This window comes from Bacillus sp. SJ-10 (genome assembly GCF_002843505.1).
GTDB lineage: Bacteria > Bacillota > Bacilli > Bacillales > Bacillaceae > Bacillus > Bacillus velezensis.
Genome location: NZ_CP025258.1, coordinates 3862185 through 3877293, shown reverse-complemented (window position 1 = coordinate 3877293; position 15109 = coordinate 3862185). Strand labels below are relative to the sequence as shown.

At 48.5% G+C, this 15109-nt stretch carries 13 protein-coding genes; 12 read left to right on the top strand and 1 reads right to left on the bottom strand.

Translation table 11 applies throughout. The annotated features are described in order from the left end of the window. Positions 1-39 precede the first annotated feature (39 nt). The 10 genes from CXL14_RS19310 (at position 40) to cyoE (ending at position 12470) form a co-directional block, all read left to right on the top strand. Positions 40-1848 carry a sigma-54-dependent Fis family transcriptional regulator gene (locus CXL14_RS19310; RefSeq protein ID WP_014417217.1) on the top strand — a complete coding sequence of 603 codons (1809 nt, stop codon included), beginning with the start codon at positions 40-42 and terminating at the stop codon, positions 1846-1848. 65 nt (positions 1849-1913) lie between these two features. Then, positions 1914-2096: an H-type small acid-soluble spore protein gene (locus tag CXL14_RS19305; RefSeq protein WP_003155535.1), complete on the top strand. Its 183-nt coding sequence runs from the start codon at positions 1914-1916 to the stop codon at positions 2094-2096. A gap of 170 nt (positions 2097-2266) precedes the next feature. Beyond that, positions 2267-3616: a maltose-6'-phosphate glucosidase gene (glvA, locus tag CXL14_RS19300; RefSeq protein WP_014417218.1), complete on the top strand. Its 1350-nt coding sequence runs from the start codon at positions 2267-2269 to the stop codon at positions 3614-3616. Positions 3617-3684: 68 nt separating this feature from the next. Next, a complete protein-coding gene (locus tag CXL14_RS19295; RefSeq protein WP_014417219.1) occupies positions 3685-4446 on the top strand; it encodes a MurR/RpiR family transcriptional regulator in 762 nt (253 codons plus the stop codon). Positions 4447-4462: 16 nt separating this feature from the next. Beyond that, positions 4463-6049, top strand: coding sequence for an alpha-glucoside-specific PTS transporter subunit IIBC (locus CXL14_RS19290; RefSeq protein ID WP_061890500.1), 1587 nt, complete (start codon positions 4463-4465; stop codon positions 6047-6049). A gap of 137 nt (positions 6050-6186) precedes the next feature. Beyond that, on the top strand, positions 6187-7920 hold the full coding sequence (locus tag CXL14_RS19285) for an ABC transporter ATP-binding protein (protein ID WP_017419135.1): 1734 nt from the start codon (positions 6187-6189) through the stop codon (positions 7918-7920). Then, positions 7901-9718, top strand: coding sequence for an ABC transporter ATP-binding protein (locus CXL14_RS19280; RefSeq protein ID WP_101287903.1), 1818 nt, complete (start codon positions 7901-7903; stop codon positions 9716-9718). The genes CXL14_RS19285 and CXL14_RS19280 overlap by 20 nt, the downstream gene beginning before the upstream one ends. Positions 9719-9885: 167 nt before the next feature. Next, on the top strand, positions 9886-10284 hold the full coding sequence (locus tag CXL14_RS19275) for a DoxX family oxidoreductase CatD (protein ID WP_101287901.1): 399 nt from the start codon (positions 9886-9888) through the stop codon (positions 10282-10284). A 22-nt stretch (positions 10285-10306) separates the two neighbouring features. Then, the gene (locus CXL14_RS19270) at positions 10307-11164 is read left to right on the top strand and encodes a catechol 2,3-dioxygenase (protein WP_032870709.1); all 858 of its coding nucleotides are present in this window, start codon (positions 10307-10309) and stop codon (positions 11162-11164) included. Positions 11165-11522: 358 nt separating this feature from the next. After that, positions 11523-12470: a heme o synthase gene (cyoE, locus tag CXL14_RS19260; RefSeq protein WP_101287898.1), complete on the top strand. Its 948-nt coding sequence runs from the start codon at positions 11523-11525 to the stop codon at positions 12468-12470. A gap of 37 nt (positions 12471-12507) precedes the next feature. Here cyoE and CXL14_RS19255 read toward each other — a convergent pair whose 3' ends face one another. Then, positions 12508-13059, bottom strand: a complete 552-nt coding sequence (locus tag CXL14_RS19255; protein ID WP_014417225.1) for a PadR family transcriptional regulator — start codon at positions 13057-13059, stop codon at positions 12508-12510. A gap of 233 nt (positions 13060-13292) precedes the next feature. Here CXL14_RS19255 and CXL14_RS19250 point away from each other — a divergent pair, with 233 nt between their 5' ends. After that, complete coding sequence (locus CXL14_RS19250; RefSeq protein WP_014417226.1) at positions 13293-13895, top strand: NAD(P)H-dependent oxidoreductase; 603 nt, start codon at positions 13293-13295, stop codon at positions 13893-13895. After that, on the top strand, positions 13886-14974 hold the full coding sequence (locus CXL14_RS19245; protein ID WP_014417227.1) for an acyltransferase family protein: 1089 nt from the start codon (positions 13886-13888) through the stop codon (positions 14972-14974). Before CXL14_RS19250 ends, CXL14_RS19245 begins: the two co-directional genes overlap by 10 nt. Positions 14975-15109 lie beyond the last annotated feature (135 nt).

The window sequence follows — 15109 nt, the reverse complement described above, 5'->3', positions numbered from 1 at the left end:
TATATGAAAAGATGGTCTGAACAGGGGGGAGCGAATACAATGAATGTCATTCGGAATGATTTTAAAACCTGGAAGCGCTTTGTGAAAGAAGGCGTGCTTGATGAATCCCGTATTCAGAAGCGGGTGGCCGCCTCATGGCACCGCTGCAAAAAAGCCGACGTCAATCCTTATCTCGAAAAGGGGCCGAATGTAATGCCGGCAGATCATTTAGAAAGGCAGGCCGAAAAGCATGCGTTATTTTTAGCGGCCTCAACGCCGTATGCAGAAAGAATGAAAACGGCAATGCGGGAAATGGAAATGATGGTTCTCCTGATTGATTCAGACGGCGTTGTCCATTCAGTTGACGGCCACCCGCGCACCATTCATGAAGCGAACCGCATCAATTTCTTAAAAGGCGCCCGCTGGACGGAAACGGCCGTCGGCACGAATGCGATCGGGACGGCTCTTTATACAAATGAGCCGGTCATGATACACGGCTCTGAACATTATTCGCTCGCTTCTCATCAATGGAGCTGTTCCGCCGCGCCGATCCGTTATGAAGACGGACGGCTGGCGGGTGTCATTGATATTTCCTGCCCCGCCGCCCGCGCTCAGCCTTTTATGCTCGGAATTGCCTCCTCCATCGCTTATACGGCGGAACGGGAGCTTGCCCTAAAGATCAAAATGACAGAACTTGACATGATCAGCAAATTCGCCGGGCTTACCCGGTCTCACGATCCGATCGTGCTTTGCAATGAAATGAGCCGGGTTATCGCCGCAAGCCGTCCCGTTCAGCATTTTACCGGACATACGCTGCGCGAGCTTGAGGAACAGGGCTTTCACATCAAGCAGGCGAAGCGGGAGGAGAATGGCTACACGTGCATTTACTTATCCAAACGAGAAGAAAAGCCTTCTTTTTTATTCCATGGTGCGGCAGGCAAAAGCCCGTCATCCCGACATATGCTCCAGCAGCTGGAGCTTGTCGCCCGAACGGACGCAACCGTTTGTCTTACGGGAGAAACCGGGACGGGAAAGGAGATTGCCGCCCGGGCGATTCATAACAACAGCTCCAGGAAAAACGGCCCGTTTATCGCCGTCAATTGCGGAGCGGTCCCCGAAAAGCTGATTGAAAGCGAACTGTTCGGCTACTCGGAAGGCGCCTTCACCGGGGCCAAACGGAAAGGACATAACGGCGCTTTGCAAAAAGCCGATAAAGGCACGCTTTTCCTCGATGAAATCGGAGAAATATCACACTCCATGCAGGTCGCTCTGTTACGGGTGCTGCAGGAACGGAAAGTCACCCCGGTCGGCGGGACAAAAGAGATTCCCGTCGACATCAGAATCATCACTGCCACCCACACTGATCTGAGACAGCTTGTCGAATGCAAAAAGCTGAGAGAAGATTTATTTTACCGGCTTCACGTCTGTCCGATCCATCTCCCTCCATTAAGAGAACGCACCGAAGACATTCCCGGACTCTTCCTTGAATTTCAGCGAAATCGCGGCTGGCGGGGGGAGCTTCCTGATGACTTTTTAGACCTATTAAAGAGCCGGAAATGGCCGGGGAATATCAGGGAATTGTTTAATGTATTTGAACGTCTTTCCGTCATGTTCCCGGACGGGCGGCTGTCAGGGCGCCCCATCGCAGCCCTGCTTGAAGCGTCAGGTCTTAAAGAGGCGGCCGAGTCTTATGAACAGGAAGAAGCGTCCCCCGTCTCCATCCGGGAGCACATTCAGAAAAACATCATCGTAAACGCGCTTGAATCAGCGAAGGGGAATGTCACGCTGGCCGCCAAAATGGCCGGAATCCCGCGGAGCACGTTTTACAAACGCCTCAAAAAATTCAAACTCACCGCCGGACAATTGTAAGAAACAAGCATACTTCTCTTGGCTGCCGGACACGTTATGTGTGAGGCCTAAAGGAGGTTTGAAACGTGAATACACAGCGTGCGAAAGACATTTCGGAATCCGCCGCCATGGCGTATGTGACGTATGAAGGAGTCCCGATTTATATTCAGCATGTCAACGAAGACAAGGAAACAGCCAGAATTTTTCCGATCGGAAATCCGCAATTTGAGCAGGAAGTGCTGCTTTCTGATTTACAAGAGCATTTTTGAGAATGGGTCTGCTGATGACAGCAGGCCTCTTTCGTACCTGTGGGAACTTTCCCGCTTTTTGAGAAAAATAACTAAAAATGATTAAATGATCTAACTCCTCCAAACCCGGTACAGATCGGACCTTCTCATGATATAAATAAAATGTAAACGTTATCAGAGGAGGGCTTCACATGACAGACAAATCATTCTCAATCGTTATTGCAGGCGGCGGCAGCACATTTACCCCCGGAATTGTATTAATGCTTTTGAATCACCTGGAAGAGTTTCCGATCAGAAAGCTGAAACTTTATGACAATGATAAAGAAAGGCAGGAGCGGATTGCGGGTGCGTGTGAGGTATTCATAAAAGAAAAAGCGCCGGACATTGAATTTTTGGCGACTGATGACCCAGAGACGGCTTTTACGGATGTTGACTTCGTCATGGCGCATATCCGCGTCGGAAAATATGCGATGCGCGCGCTCGATGAACAAATCCCGCTGAAGTACGGCGTGGTCGGCCAGGAAACATGCGGGCCGGGCGGAATCGCATACGGCATGCGCTCTATCGGCGGTGTTCTGGAGATTCTTGATTATATGGAAACGTACTCGCCTGAGGCATGGATGCTGAATTACTCCAATCCGGCGGCGATTGTGGCTGAAGCTACACGGCGCCTCAGACCGAATTCAAAAATATTGAACATCTGCGACATGCCGGTCGGAATTGAGGATCGCATGGCGAACATCCTCGGATTATCTTCACGGAAAGAAATGAACGTCCGTTACTACGGCTTGAACCACTTTGGCTGGTGGACGTCCATCACAGACCGGCATGGCAATGATTTAATGCCGAAGCTGAAAGAGCATGTCCGTGAATACGGCTACGTTCCGAAGATGGAGGCCGAACAGACTGAAGCAAGCTGGAATGACACATTCAAAAAAGCGCGCGACGTTCAGGCGGCTGATCCGGATACGCTTCCGAACACATATCTGCAATATTACTTATTCCCGGATGATATGGTGAAAAAATCAAACCCGAACCATACGAGAGCCAACGAAGTCATGGAAGGGCGCGAAGCTTTCATTTTCAGCCAATGCGATATGATTACGCGCGAACAATCATCGGAGAACAGTGAAATTAAAATTGATGATCATGCTTCCTATATCGTCGACCTTGCCCGGGCCATCGCTTACAACACAGGGGAGAGAATGCTGTTAATCGTTGAAAATAACGGCGCGATCGCAAACTTTGATCCGTCAGCCATGGTTGAGATTCCTTGTCTCGTAGGTTCAAACGGACCTGAACCGCTCTCAATCGGGAGCATACCGCAATTTCAAAAAGGCCTGATGGAACAGCAGGTGTCTGTCGAAAAACTGACGGCTGAAGCGTGGGAAGAGCGGTCATTTCAAAAGCTGTGGCAGGCGCTGATTCTGTCAAAAACAGTGCCGAACGCCCGTGTGGCAAAACTGATTCTTGAAGATCTGATGGAGGCTAATAAGGACTACTGGCCTGAACTTGATGTAAGTCCGTCTCATATTTCTTGATGACAATCGTCCCCGTTTTCTTTATCTGTTATTCTATATAATAGAAAGAAAACGGGGGGATTTTTGGGATGAGTCTTGAAGAACTGGTTAACCAGCATTACGCGAAATTAAATGACAACGATTTTTATATTTTAAAATATATATTGAATCATAAACATACGTGCTACCATCTCGGTATCAATGACATGGCGAAAGCCTGCAATGTCTCTCGGTCTTCCATCCTGCGGCTCGCCCAAAAACTGGGCTTCAGCGGCTATAGTGAATTCCGGGTTTTTCTGAAATGGGAGGATCAGCCTGAAGAGGGCGAGAATATGACGTTTGAAAAGCTGCTGGATGATATTGAAGCCAATGTAAAATACGTGAAGTCAAAAGATATGACGGAGATGTGCCGGCTGATAGATGAAGCAAAACGGATTTTCGTTTACGGATCGGGGACGGCTCAGAGGGTGTGCGCCCGTGAGCTGCAGCGGATGTTTGTATCCCGGCGGAAGTATCTGATTTTAATTCAGGACATTATAGAGTTTGATATCATGTGTGATGATTTTAAGGTTGATGACGTATTCATCATTATTTCTTTATCCGGTGAAACACCCGAATTAATTCCGCAGGTAAGGACCCTGTCCGCAAAGGGAGTTCCGTTTATTTCAATCACCAATCTGAAAAACAACGTACTGGCGCAAACGACGCCGTATAATCTTTATGCGACCAGCAAGCCGGTGACGTTAAGCGATAAAACGGAAATCGTCGCATTTGCCCCGTTTTTTCTGGTGGGCGAAGCGTTATTCCGTGCATATGTTGATTATAAAGAGCTCGAAAATTTTGATAAATAGCGGGAGGTCACGTGAAATGATGCAAAAAGTCCAGCGCTTCGGCAGCGCGATGTTTGTGCCTGTTTTATTATTTGCATTTTCCGGTATTATTGTCGGTCTGAGTACGCTGTTTAAAAATAAAACGCTTATGGGGCCGCTGGCTGATCCTGACGGGCTTTGGTATCAATGCTGGTACGTCATTGAACAGGGCGGCTGGACCGTCTTTAATCAAATGCCGCTCCTGTTTGCGATCGGCATACCTGTCGCTTTAGCGAAAAAAGCGCAGGCACGAGCCTGTTTGGAAGCGCTTACAGTCTATCTGACATTCAATTACTTTATCAATGCGATTCTGACGGTTTGGGGCGGGGCTTTTCATGTCGATATGACTCAGGAAGCCGGCGGAACGAGCGGGCTGACGATGATCGCCGGCATCAAAACGCTTGATACGAATATTATCGGCGCCATCTTTATTTCATCTATTGTCGTGTATTTGCACAATCGTTATTTTGATAAAAAACTGCCGGATTTTCTGGGGATTTTTCAAGGATCTTCATACATCGTTATCATTTCTTTCTTTATTATGATACCGATTTCACTTGCGGTGGCATACGTATGGCCGATGGTTCAGTCCGGAATCGGATCGCTGCAAAGTTTTCTCGTTTCTTCCGGGGCGATCGGCGTGTGGATTTACACGTTCCTGGAGCGGATTTTAATCCCGACCGGTCTGCATCATTTTATTTACTCGCCGTTTATTTACGGTCCGGCTGTGGCTGAAGGCGGTATCGTCACCTATTGGGCGCAGCATCTCGGGGAATACTCTCAAAGCGTCAAACCGCTGAAAGAATTGTTCCCGCAGGGGGGATTCGCGCTTCACGGCAACTCGAAAATCTTCGGCATTCCGGGAATCGCGCTCGCTTTTTACGTCACGGCTTCAAAGGAAAAGAAAAAAATCGTCGCCGGCCTTTTGATTCCGGTCACCTTAACGTCCATTGTCGCGGGAATTACAGAGCCGATTGAATTTACATTCCTTTTTATCTCGCCGTTTTTATTTGCGGTTCATGCTTTGCTTGCCGCTTCCATGGCAACCGTCATGTATATGGCCGGCGTCGTCGGAAATATGGGAGGCGGTTTGATCGAAGCTGCGACCTTGAACTGGATCCCGCTGGCGTCAAGCCACGGCTTGACGTATGTATACCAGATCATCATCGGGTTGTGTTTTACCGCTATTTACTTTTTCGTCTTCCGTTTCCTCATTCTCAAATTCAACATCGCCACACCGGGCAGAGAAAAAGAGGAAGGGCAGGAAACAAAGCTCTATTCGAAAAAGGAGTACAGAGAACGGAAGCAGGCTTCAAAAGAAACAGCGGCGGCAGACGAAACACAGCGGGATACAGCCGCTTTGTATATTGAAGCGCTGGGCGGAAAAGACAATATTACGGAGGTCACCAACTGCGCCACCCGTCTCCGCGTCACTGTCGCTGATGAATCAAAGGTCAAAAGTGACGCCGATTTCAGAGAGCTGGGAGCCCACGGCGTCGTCAGAAAAGGCAGGGCGCTTCAGGTCATTGTCGGATTAGGCGTTCCGCAAATGCGGGAGCGTATTGAACAGCAATTGGATCAATAAGGTCAAAACCTTCCCCTCCCCGGGAAGGTTTTATCTTTTTCGCAGATTATTGAAAAAACGGCACACCAAATTTCTTTATTCATTTGCCGGAAAGGCATAAAATAATAATATTGAACAAAGGATTTGGAGGCTTACACATGTCAAAGGCTTTATCATATGTAAAACCGTATTCTCTTTTGGCGGGAATCGCTCTGTTTTTCATGCTCATCGAGCTTGCGGTAGAGCTGATACAGCCCCTGCTGATCGGGAAAATCATTGACGAAGGAATTTTAAAGCAGGATCTCGGTACGGTTTGGCTGTGGGGCGGCGTGATGATCGGACTGACCGCTGTTTCATTCGCATCGGGCATTTTAAATTCATTCTACTCCGCCCACATCAGCCAGAGCTATGCGTATGATACGCGAAAAGGGATTTTTCAAAAAATTCAATCCTTCTCTTATTCGACGTTTGCGCAATTCTCATCCACATCGTTTATCACCCGGCTGACAAACGATGTGACACAGGTCCAAAATATGCTTTTCATGAGTCTCCGGTTTATGCTTCGTGCGCCGTTAATGATCGCGGGCGGCATTATTCTCTCGCTGACCGTCAATGCGAAACTCGGGTTTTTTCTGCTGATCACGGTGCCGATTTTGCTTTTGTTTTTGCTGTGGGTGCTGAAAAGAGGCGGCGCGCTGTTTCGGTCTGTGCAAAAGCGGCTTGATCAGGTCAACACGATCATGCAGGAAAACCTGACGGCGATCAAACTGATTAAAGCGCTCCTCCGTGCAAACCACGAAGTGAAACGTTTTTTGAAATCGAATACGAAGCTGATGGAAAAAACGGTCTCCGCTTTTCGTCTCGTGGAAGCGGCGATGCCGATTTTAATGCTGCTGATGAACATTTGCATTTTGTTTATCTTATGGTTCGGCGCCAAAAGCATTGCTCAGGGCGGAGCGCAGGTCGGCGATGTCGTTTCCGTCATTAACTATGCGACGCGGATTACAGGCGCGCTGTCCGTCCTTCCTTTTCTCATCATGGTATTTTCCCGGGCGAAGGCTTCCGGAGAAAGAATCGGCGAGGTGCTGGAAACAGAAGGCGGCGAGGGAACGGGGCAGGACCCGGCACGGGCGCTTGCAGGCGGGATTGAGTTTCGCGAAGTGTCCTTCCGCTATCCGGGCATGGAAAAAGACGCGCTTCATCACGTGTCCTTTTCTGCCAGCCCGAAAGAAACGGTTGCCATTATGGGCGCGACAGGTTCAGGGAAATCAACGCTTTTTCAGCTGATTCCGCGCCTGTACACGGCTGATTCGGGCAGTATTTTCATAGACGGCAAACCGATCGGTGAATTCTCCGCTTGCGGGCTGCGCAGGGAAATCGGCTATGTGCCGCAGGAAGTGCTTCTGTTTTCGGGCACCATCCGTGAAAATATCGCCTGGGGGCGGGAGGATGCTTCACTAGATGAAGTAATGGAAGCGGCCAAAGACGCGCAAATCCATGACACGATTATGAAGCTGTCAAACGGATACAACACGGTGCTGGGACAGCGGGGCGTCAATTTGTCAGGCGGGCAGAAGCAGCGGATTTCCATCGCGCGCGCTTTTATCAGAAAGCCGTCCCTCCTGCTGTTAGATGACAGTACGAGCGCGCTCGATCTTCAGACGGAAGCAAAGCTTTTACAAGCGATCAGATCCTATGAATGCACGACACTGATTATTACGCAGAAAATAACGACTGCGATGAAGGCTGACACCATCTTATTGCTTGAAGACGGCGAACTGCTGGCCAAAGGCACGCACAAAGAGCTGATGGCACAGTCTCATCTGTACCGGCAGATTTATGAATCACAATTCGGAAAGGAGGGAGCTGACAATGCAAAAAGACATTCGTAAACCTTTCCGATATCCGAAAATACCGCTCAAATCAAATGAAGGCGGCAGAAAACGCGCGAAAGCAAAAGATACAAAAGGCACGCTGCGCAGAATCTGGTCTTATGTAGCCGAGAAAAAAGGGCTTTTAACCCTTGTGATCATCATGGTAGTCATAAGCGCCATATTCGGCCTGCTCGGACCGTTCGTCATCGGGAAAGCGATTGATCATTTTATCGTCGGACAGACGACAGACGGATTGGCGGGGGTGCTGTTCATCCTGTTTGTGATTTACCTCGTGCAATCATTGTCCTTATGGTTTCAAAACTATTGGATGATCAATATCTCGCAAAGCACCGTGTTTAAAATGCGGAGCGAGCTGTTTACCCATCTGCATGAGCTGCCGATTCCGTTTTTTGATAAACAGCGGCTCGGGGACTTAATGAGCCGGGTCACCAATGATATCGAAAATGTCAGCTCCACTTTAAATACATCCGTCATTCAAGTGCTGTCGAGCGTCATTACATTCGTCGGCACAATCGCCGTCATGCTGTACATGAGTCCGCTTTTAACATTGATCACGCTTTTGATTATTCCGATCATGCTTTTGAGCATTAAATGGATCACCAACCGGACGGGACTGCTGTTTAAACAGCAGCAGAAAAACCTCGGCGAGCTGAACGGTTTTATTGAAGAGTCGATATCAGGGGCGAAGGTCATTAAAGCCTATTCGAGGGAAGACCGCGTCATGGAACAATTTTTAGAAAAAAACGCAGCGTTACAATCATCGGGGTTTTGGGCGCAGACAATTTCGGGATTCATTCCGAAAGTCATGAACTCTTTAAACAATTTAAGCTTTACGATTATAGCGGCGGTCGGCGGGCTGTTTGCGCTGAAGGGATGGATCTCGATCGGTGCCATCGTCGTATTCGCCGAATACTCGCGGCAGTTCACGCGCCCTTTAAATGATTTAGCCAATCAGTTCAATACGATGTTATCGGCCATCGCCGGGGCTGAACGGGTGTTTGACGTGCTGGATGAAAAAGAGGAGCGGGAAGATGAAGAGCATGCGCTGTACCAGCCGATCAAAACGGGAGAAATTGAATTCCGAGATGTCTCCTTCGGCTATCAGGAAGACAGCTTGATCTTAAAACACCTGTCCTTCAGCGTTCCGAAAGGACAGTCAATCGCCTTCGTCGGACCGACCGGAGCGGGTAAAACAACCGTTACGAGCCTGATCGCCCGTTTTTACGAGCCGAATAACGGAAAAATCCTCATTGACGGAACGGACATCAAAAAACTGACGAGATCCAGTTTGAGAAAAAACATGGGGTTTGTCCTGCAGGATTCCTTTCTCTTTCAGGGCACCATCATGGAAAATATTCGTTACGGCCGTCTGGATGCATCTGATCAAGAGGTGGAGGCAGCCGCAAAAGCCGCCAATGCCCACGGATTCATCGAACGGCTCCCGAAAGGCTACGATACCGTCCTTACCCAAAACGGCGCGGGCATCAGCCAAGGACAAAAACAGCTTATTTCCATTGCGAGAGCTGTGCTGGCGGACCCTGTGCTGCTCATTTTGGATGAAGCGACGAGCAACATTGACACAGTGACCGAAGTGAAAATACAAGAAGCGCTCGGCCGTTTAATGGCGGGCAGAACAAGCGTCATCATCGCTCACAGGCTGAACACGATTCAAAAAGCCGATCAGATTCTTGTACTGAAAGACGGCGAAATGGCTGAAAAAGGTACCCATGCCGAACTTCTCAGCCAGAACGGGTTTTACCAAGAATTATATGAAAGCCAGTTCCGGGAATCATAGATAGGGAAAAAGACCTCCGACAGAGTGCGGAGGTCTTTTTTTAGCGAAGGCAAATAGTACTTTTAAGTTATTTTCGTTAAATGTAACAAAATTACTTGACGTAAATAAGTTATGTATATATACTAGCTTACATAAAGTAAGTGATAATAATTTTCAAGGAGGATTTTATGAATAAATCATTCGAATCAGGAACACTGCTTTTAAGGGTTGTAACAGGTATTATCTTTTTTGTTCACGGTTTATCCAAGTTTCAAGGGTTGGAAGGAACTGCGCAATTTTTCCAGAGCATCGGGATTCCGGCCTTTATGGTCTATGTCATTGCAACGATTGAGCTTGTCGGCGGGGTTCTGATCTTTTTCGGTTTGGCAACGCGCATTATCGGCGTTCTGTTTGCCGTCACATTAGTCGGCGCCATCTTCACGGCGAAGCTTTCCTCACCATTTATGGGCGGATCGGAATTTGATTTCATTTTACTGGTTGCGTCAATTCACTTAGCGCTTTCAGGAAGCCGTCTGCTTTCATTGGATCAGCTCCTTTTCAAATCAAAAAAGGGAGAAACTTTTTGAGCATAAGAAAGAAGGCGTTCAAATGACCGGCATTCATCAAGATACGGCAATCGGCTATGTCAAATTGACCATTAAAAATATGGAACGCTCGCTCGGCTTTTACCGGAATGTAATCGGCCTTCAAGTCATCTCGCAGACAGATCGTTCAGCAAGACTGTCAGCAGACGGAAAACGCGTCCTGCTGGTGCTTGAAGAAAATCCAAGCGCCGTCGTTCTGCCGGAGCGGTCTGTCACCGGCCTTTACCATTTCGCGATACTTCTGCCTGACCGGAAAGAACTCGGCATCGCATTGGCCAGGCTGATTGAAAACGGTATCGCGCTCGGTCAGGGGGATCACGCGGTCAGTGAGGCTCTTTACCTGTCTGATCCGGACGGCAACGGTATTGAAATATACGCCGATCGTCCCCGCAGCACGTGGCGCCGGGATGCAGAGGGCAATTATGTCATGCAAACGGCGCCCGTCGATGTGGACGGGCTTTTGGAAGAAGCCGGAGCTGAACGGAAAAGCCGTCTCCCAGAAGGAACTGTTATCGGCCACATCCATCTTCATGTGACGGACTTACAGGAAGCCAAAGCGTTTTACACCGATATTCTCGGTTTTGACATTGTCGGCAATTACGCGGGCATGTCCGCTCTGTTTGTTTCGGCGGGAGGGTATCATCATCACATCGGTCTGAATATATGGGCCGGAAAACATGCGCCGCCGAAACCGGGAAATGCAAGCGGGCTGGATTATTACACCATCGCGCTGCCGCATCAAAAAGAGCTGTCACGTGTGACAAAAGCGCTGACCGATGCCGGCTTTGAGATCGAAGAAAAAGAAGAGGGCGTATTCGTCAAAGACCCTGTATCAGGGGCGGATATCGCATTTACACTGTAAGAAACAACCCTTGCCGTCTAACCGGCAAGGGTTTTTATTTTTCTGAAGTTTTCTTGAAAAGGCTCGGGAAAGAACGTCTGTGACTGAAGAGAGCGAACATCTCAGTGAGGCGCAAAAATGACGCGGAGAGCCCGCCATCGCCGGCTCGAGCTCAGGGCATCCGCTGGATTGAAAACTGTATCCGTTCAGCAGATCGGGGTGCTGTATGGGCAGACTTTGAATAGAAAAAGGGAAAAGCCGCATCCGGACACAAGATGCGGCTTTTCACACAATTTACAATTGTGTGAAAAATGCCCAAAACAATTGTGCTTCCTGATTCTTCCTGATATGATAAGCCGAAAAAGGAGAACCTGAACAAATGAACTCAAATGCAGCACAGACGGAACAGTCTATGAAGCATAACGGAAACCGGATGACGGTCAAGGACTTTATCATTATTGCCAAACCGGGGATTATCATCTCAAATTCACTCGCCGCATTGGGCGGATTTTGGATCGCATGGCTTCAGTCGGAAAGGACGGGCGGAGGGCCCGGTATATTTGCCGCCATGGCGGTTGCTATGATCGGAACGGCGTTAGTCATGGCATCAAGCACTGTTTTTAATAACTTCTTTGACCGCGGCATGGACGCAAAAATGGCGCGAACCCGCACCCGCGCAAGCGTCACGGGGAGAATACCGCCGTCGGTCATGATCCTGTACGGCACATGCCTCGGCGCATGCGGATTCATCATGCTTGCTTCGCTTAATGTACTGACCGCCGTTCTTGGGCTGCTTGCCTTTTTGCTGTATGCCGTCGTTTATACGCTTTGGTTTAAAAGACAATCCGTCTGGAGCACATTTGTCGGCAGCTTTCCGGGGGCGGCTCCGCCTTTAATCGGTTATTGCGCGCTGACCGGGTACATTGATATGCCCGCGATTTTGTTATACGCGATTATGTTTTTGTGGCAGCCGCCGCATTTCTGGGCGATCGGAATCAGGCGAAAGGAAGAGTATCGTGCCGCCGGCATTCCGCTTTTGCCGATTATAAAAGGCAATCGCGTCACAAAAATAAAAATGCTGCGCTATATCGCCGTTCTGACTGCGGTTTCGCTGCTCGTTCCTCTTTATATAGACGTCAGCCCGTTTTATACCGCGTCCGCTCTCCTGCTCGGGGCCATCTGGCTGTACCGGAGCGTCAAAGGCTTTCAGGCGGCGGATGACACGCAATGGTCGAAGGGGATGTTTTTTTATTCGATTGTGTATTTCAGTCTGCTTTTTCTTATTTTAATGGCTGATTCGTTTATCAATGCGGTTCTCAGAACGTAAACAGGCGGCCTGCAGATACAGAGCCGCCCCGTTTTGTTTATGCTTTTTTGATGAGAGCCAAAATATCTTCAAGCCAGGAAATATAATTCCGTTCCCGCTCAAGCGCTTTTGTCAGCACGAGATAATGGCCGAAATCAGGAGAAGAAAAAGAATCCGCCTCCGCGGACGATGTCATCAGTTCTTGATAACTGTTTTCCAGATCGGACAATTTCTCCTTCCGCTTTACGAGCTGGTCGGTGAATAGCTCATCCGCTTCTTCCTGCGTCAAAGCTGAGATGAAATAAGCCTTCAGCATAAATTCATCCTTCACCGTTTCCGGAATCGGGTCTTTTTTCGTCAGCCAGGCAGCAAGCTCCAGCTCTCCCTTGCCAGTCAGCGTGTACATTTTTTTCTCAAGCTTCGTTCCTTGAATCGCAGTGCGAAACGTAATAAATCCCTCAGCCGTCAGTTTTTTTAATTCCGGATAAATCTGGCTGTGCTTTGCGCTCCAAAACTGGCCGAGCTCTTCCTTAAAATAGCTCGATATATCATATCCGCTCAATTCGCCTTTTCGCAAAAGCCCTAAAATCGCGTACTTTAAAATTCTCATGTTGTCCTCCAAGCCCATTCATTTGACAGCTAGTATACCATACCGCCGCTCAAAAACGCAGAAGTGCCGGATGCTTGTCATTGAATCTGCGGCGGCAAAATCAGCGAAAATATGCAGAAAGGGGTTATCGAAACGGCAGCGGAACCGGAAAAAGCCTTTCTCATGTCTTTGCCTCATTCATATGACATCATGATATAATCATTGTAAAAATTAATAAATATTGGGAGGGACATATGAAGACGGTGATTGTGTATGCAAACCCGGATGAGAACAGTTTCAATGCGACTCTCGTAAAATACGTCGTCATGGCTTTAAAGGACAGCGGCCGAAGCTATACGGTCATTGACTTATACGCCGACCAATTTGATCCCGTGCTGAAGTACGGCGGCGAAAAAAAGCGCTCTGACATGAACCGGGACGCTGAAACGAAGAAATACCGGAAACTGATGAAAGAAGCGGATCATCTCATTTTCATCTACCCGCTGTGGTGGGGAGGCGTTCCGGCGATTATGAAAGGCTTTTTTGACAGAGTGCTTGTCGCCGGAGAAGCCTACACATATGAAAACGGCCGCGTAAAAGGACTGCTCCGGGCAGAGACGGCACAGGTCTTTTATACGGCGGATTCCCCGGGCTGGTACTTAAAGTGGTTCCGGAAAAACTCGGACTGGATTACGCTGAAAAAAGGCATTCTGCAATTTTGCGGCATTCAAAAAGCCGAGCGGAACCTTTTTTCTGTCGTCAAAACGAGCACACCCGAGCTGCGGGAAAAATGGCTGCGCCAAGCATACGCTAAAGTCCGGCGCGCTTGTGAAAAAGGAGCGGCCGCATGCAGATAAAAGAAATTTTCGTGATTCGCTGCCTGTCCTGTTTAAGCGTCGTTCTGCTTCACACAGTTTCAATGGTGCTGATGATTCAGGAAGAGTCCTTAGCCAGTGCCGCCCATACGGTTGATGCTTTTCGGACCCTGCTGATGTTCAGCACGCCGGCGTTTATCTTTATTTCGGAATTTCTGCTTGCCAGGTCATACCCGGGAGGCGTTCCCGCGGGTTTTTTAAAGAAAAGGGGCAAAGTCATTTTCGTGCCGTTTCTGTTTATTGCCGCGGTGGATGCCATTTTAATGAAAAGCGTGGCGGAAGAAGGAGCCGGATTCATTTCAGTGATCGGTGAATTTTTAGAAAATGTGTTTTTAGGAAACTTCATCGGCTACTTCATTCTTGTGATCTTTCAATTTTACATTCTCCATATGCTGCTGCACCGCTGGCTGAACAACACATCTCCCGTGTGGGTGCTGTCTGTTTCGTTTATCATCAACGCCGTCTATCTGGCTTACTTTTCCATCTTTCATCCGCCGGCATCATCGGGGCTTGATTCTATTTTTCCGTTCTTTTGGGTTCCGTTTCCGGGCTGGGTGTTTTATTTCTGTCTGGCATTTTATTGCGGAAAGGAATATCCGCGTTTTTTAGCGCTCATCAATCAGTACCGTTATGCGGTTTACTTCAGTGCGGCCGTATCGGCAATATTGATTGTGGCCGTTTCATATATCAGCGGCGGCTCCATTTCCTCTAAGCGTCCGGATATTATGATTTACGCGGTCAGTATGATCTTTCTGTGTTTTCATCTGTTTTCAAAGCTCAAAAAAGTGCCCGCGATTGTGATGATGATCAGCAACTATTCGTTTTCAATCTATCTGCTGCACTCCTACTTTTTAATCAGCGGATATCTTCTGGAAGGCTATTTGCGGTCAATGCCTTTGCCGGCTGCTATCCTTCTTTTATTTTTGATCTGCACGCTCGGTCCCATTTTCGTATCTTGGGTGTGCAACCATTTCAGATACGGATACCTGTTTGTCGGGAAAGTGTATCAGCCGAAGCAGACCAAAAGAAATACGGCGGCGCATCATGGCCGCACAGTCTGAAAAAAAGGCGGCGTTTCGGCCGCCTTTTTGATACGGAAGTTGTACATAACCTGCAAACGAAACCCCACGCGGCAAGCCGGCAGCGAATGCCAGGTAAGCAGTATCGGGCAGCCTATCTCTAATTTTAATAGCGCT

Excerpts from the sequence above, each read along its gene's own strand:
- CXL14_RS19250 (WP_014417226.1), top strand. The coding sequence starts at position 13,293 with ATGAAGACGGTGATTGTGTATGCAAACCCGGATGAGAACAGTTTCAAT.
- CXL14_RS19295 (WP_014417219.1), top strand. The coding sequence starts at position 3,685 with ATGAGTCTTGAAGAACTGGTTAACCAGCATTACGCGAAATTAAATGAC.
- glvA (WP_014417218.1), top strand. The coding sequence starts at position 2,267 with ATGACAGACAAATCATTCTCAATCGTTATTGCAGGCGGCGGCAGCACA.
- CXL14_RS19285 (WP_017419135.1), top strand. The coding sequence starts at position 6,187 with ATGTCAAAGGCTTTATCATATGTAAAACCGTATTCTCTTTTGGCGGGA.
- CXL14_RS19310 (WP_014417217.1), top strand. The coding sequence starts at position 40 with ATGAATGTCATTCGGAATGATTTTAAAACCTGGAAGCGCTTTGTGAAA.
- CXL14_RS19275 (WP_101287901.1), top strand. The coding sequence starts at position 9,886 with ATGAATAAATCATTCGAATCAGGAACACTGCTTTTAAGGGTTGTAACA.
- CXL14_RS19255 (WP_014417225.1), bottom strand. The coding sequence starts at position 13,059 with ATGAGAATTTTAAAGTACGCGATTTTAGGGCTTTTGCGAAAAGGCGAA.
- CXL14_RS19280 (WP_101287903.1), top strand. The coding sequence starts at position 7,901 with ATGCAAAAAGACATTCGTAAACCTTTCCGATATCCGAAAATACCGCTC.
- CXL14_RS19245 (WP_014417227.1), top strand. The coding sequence starts at position 13,886 with ATGCAGATAAAAGAAATTTTCGTGATTCGCTGCCTGTCCTGTTTAAGC.
- CXL14_RS19270 (WP_032870709.1), top strand. The coding sequence starts at position 10,307 with ATGACCGGCATTCATCAAGATACGGCAATCGGCTATGTCAAATTGACC.
- cyoE (WP_101287898.1), top strand. The coding sequence starts at position 11,523 with ATGAACTCAAATGCAGCACAGACGGAACAGTCTATGAAGCATAACGGA.
- CXL14_RS19290 (WP_061890500.1), top strand. The coding sequence starts at position 4,463 with ATGATGCAAAAAGTCCAGCGCTTCGGCAGCGCGATGTTTGTGCCTGTT.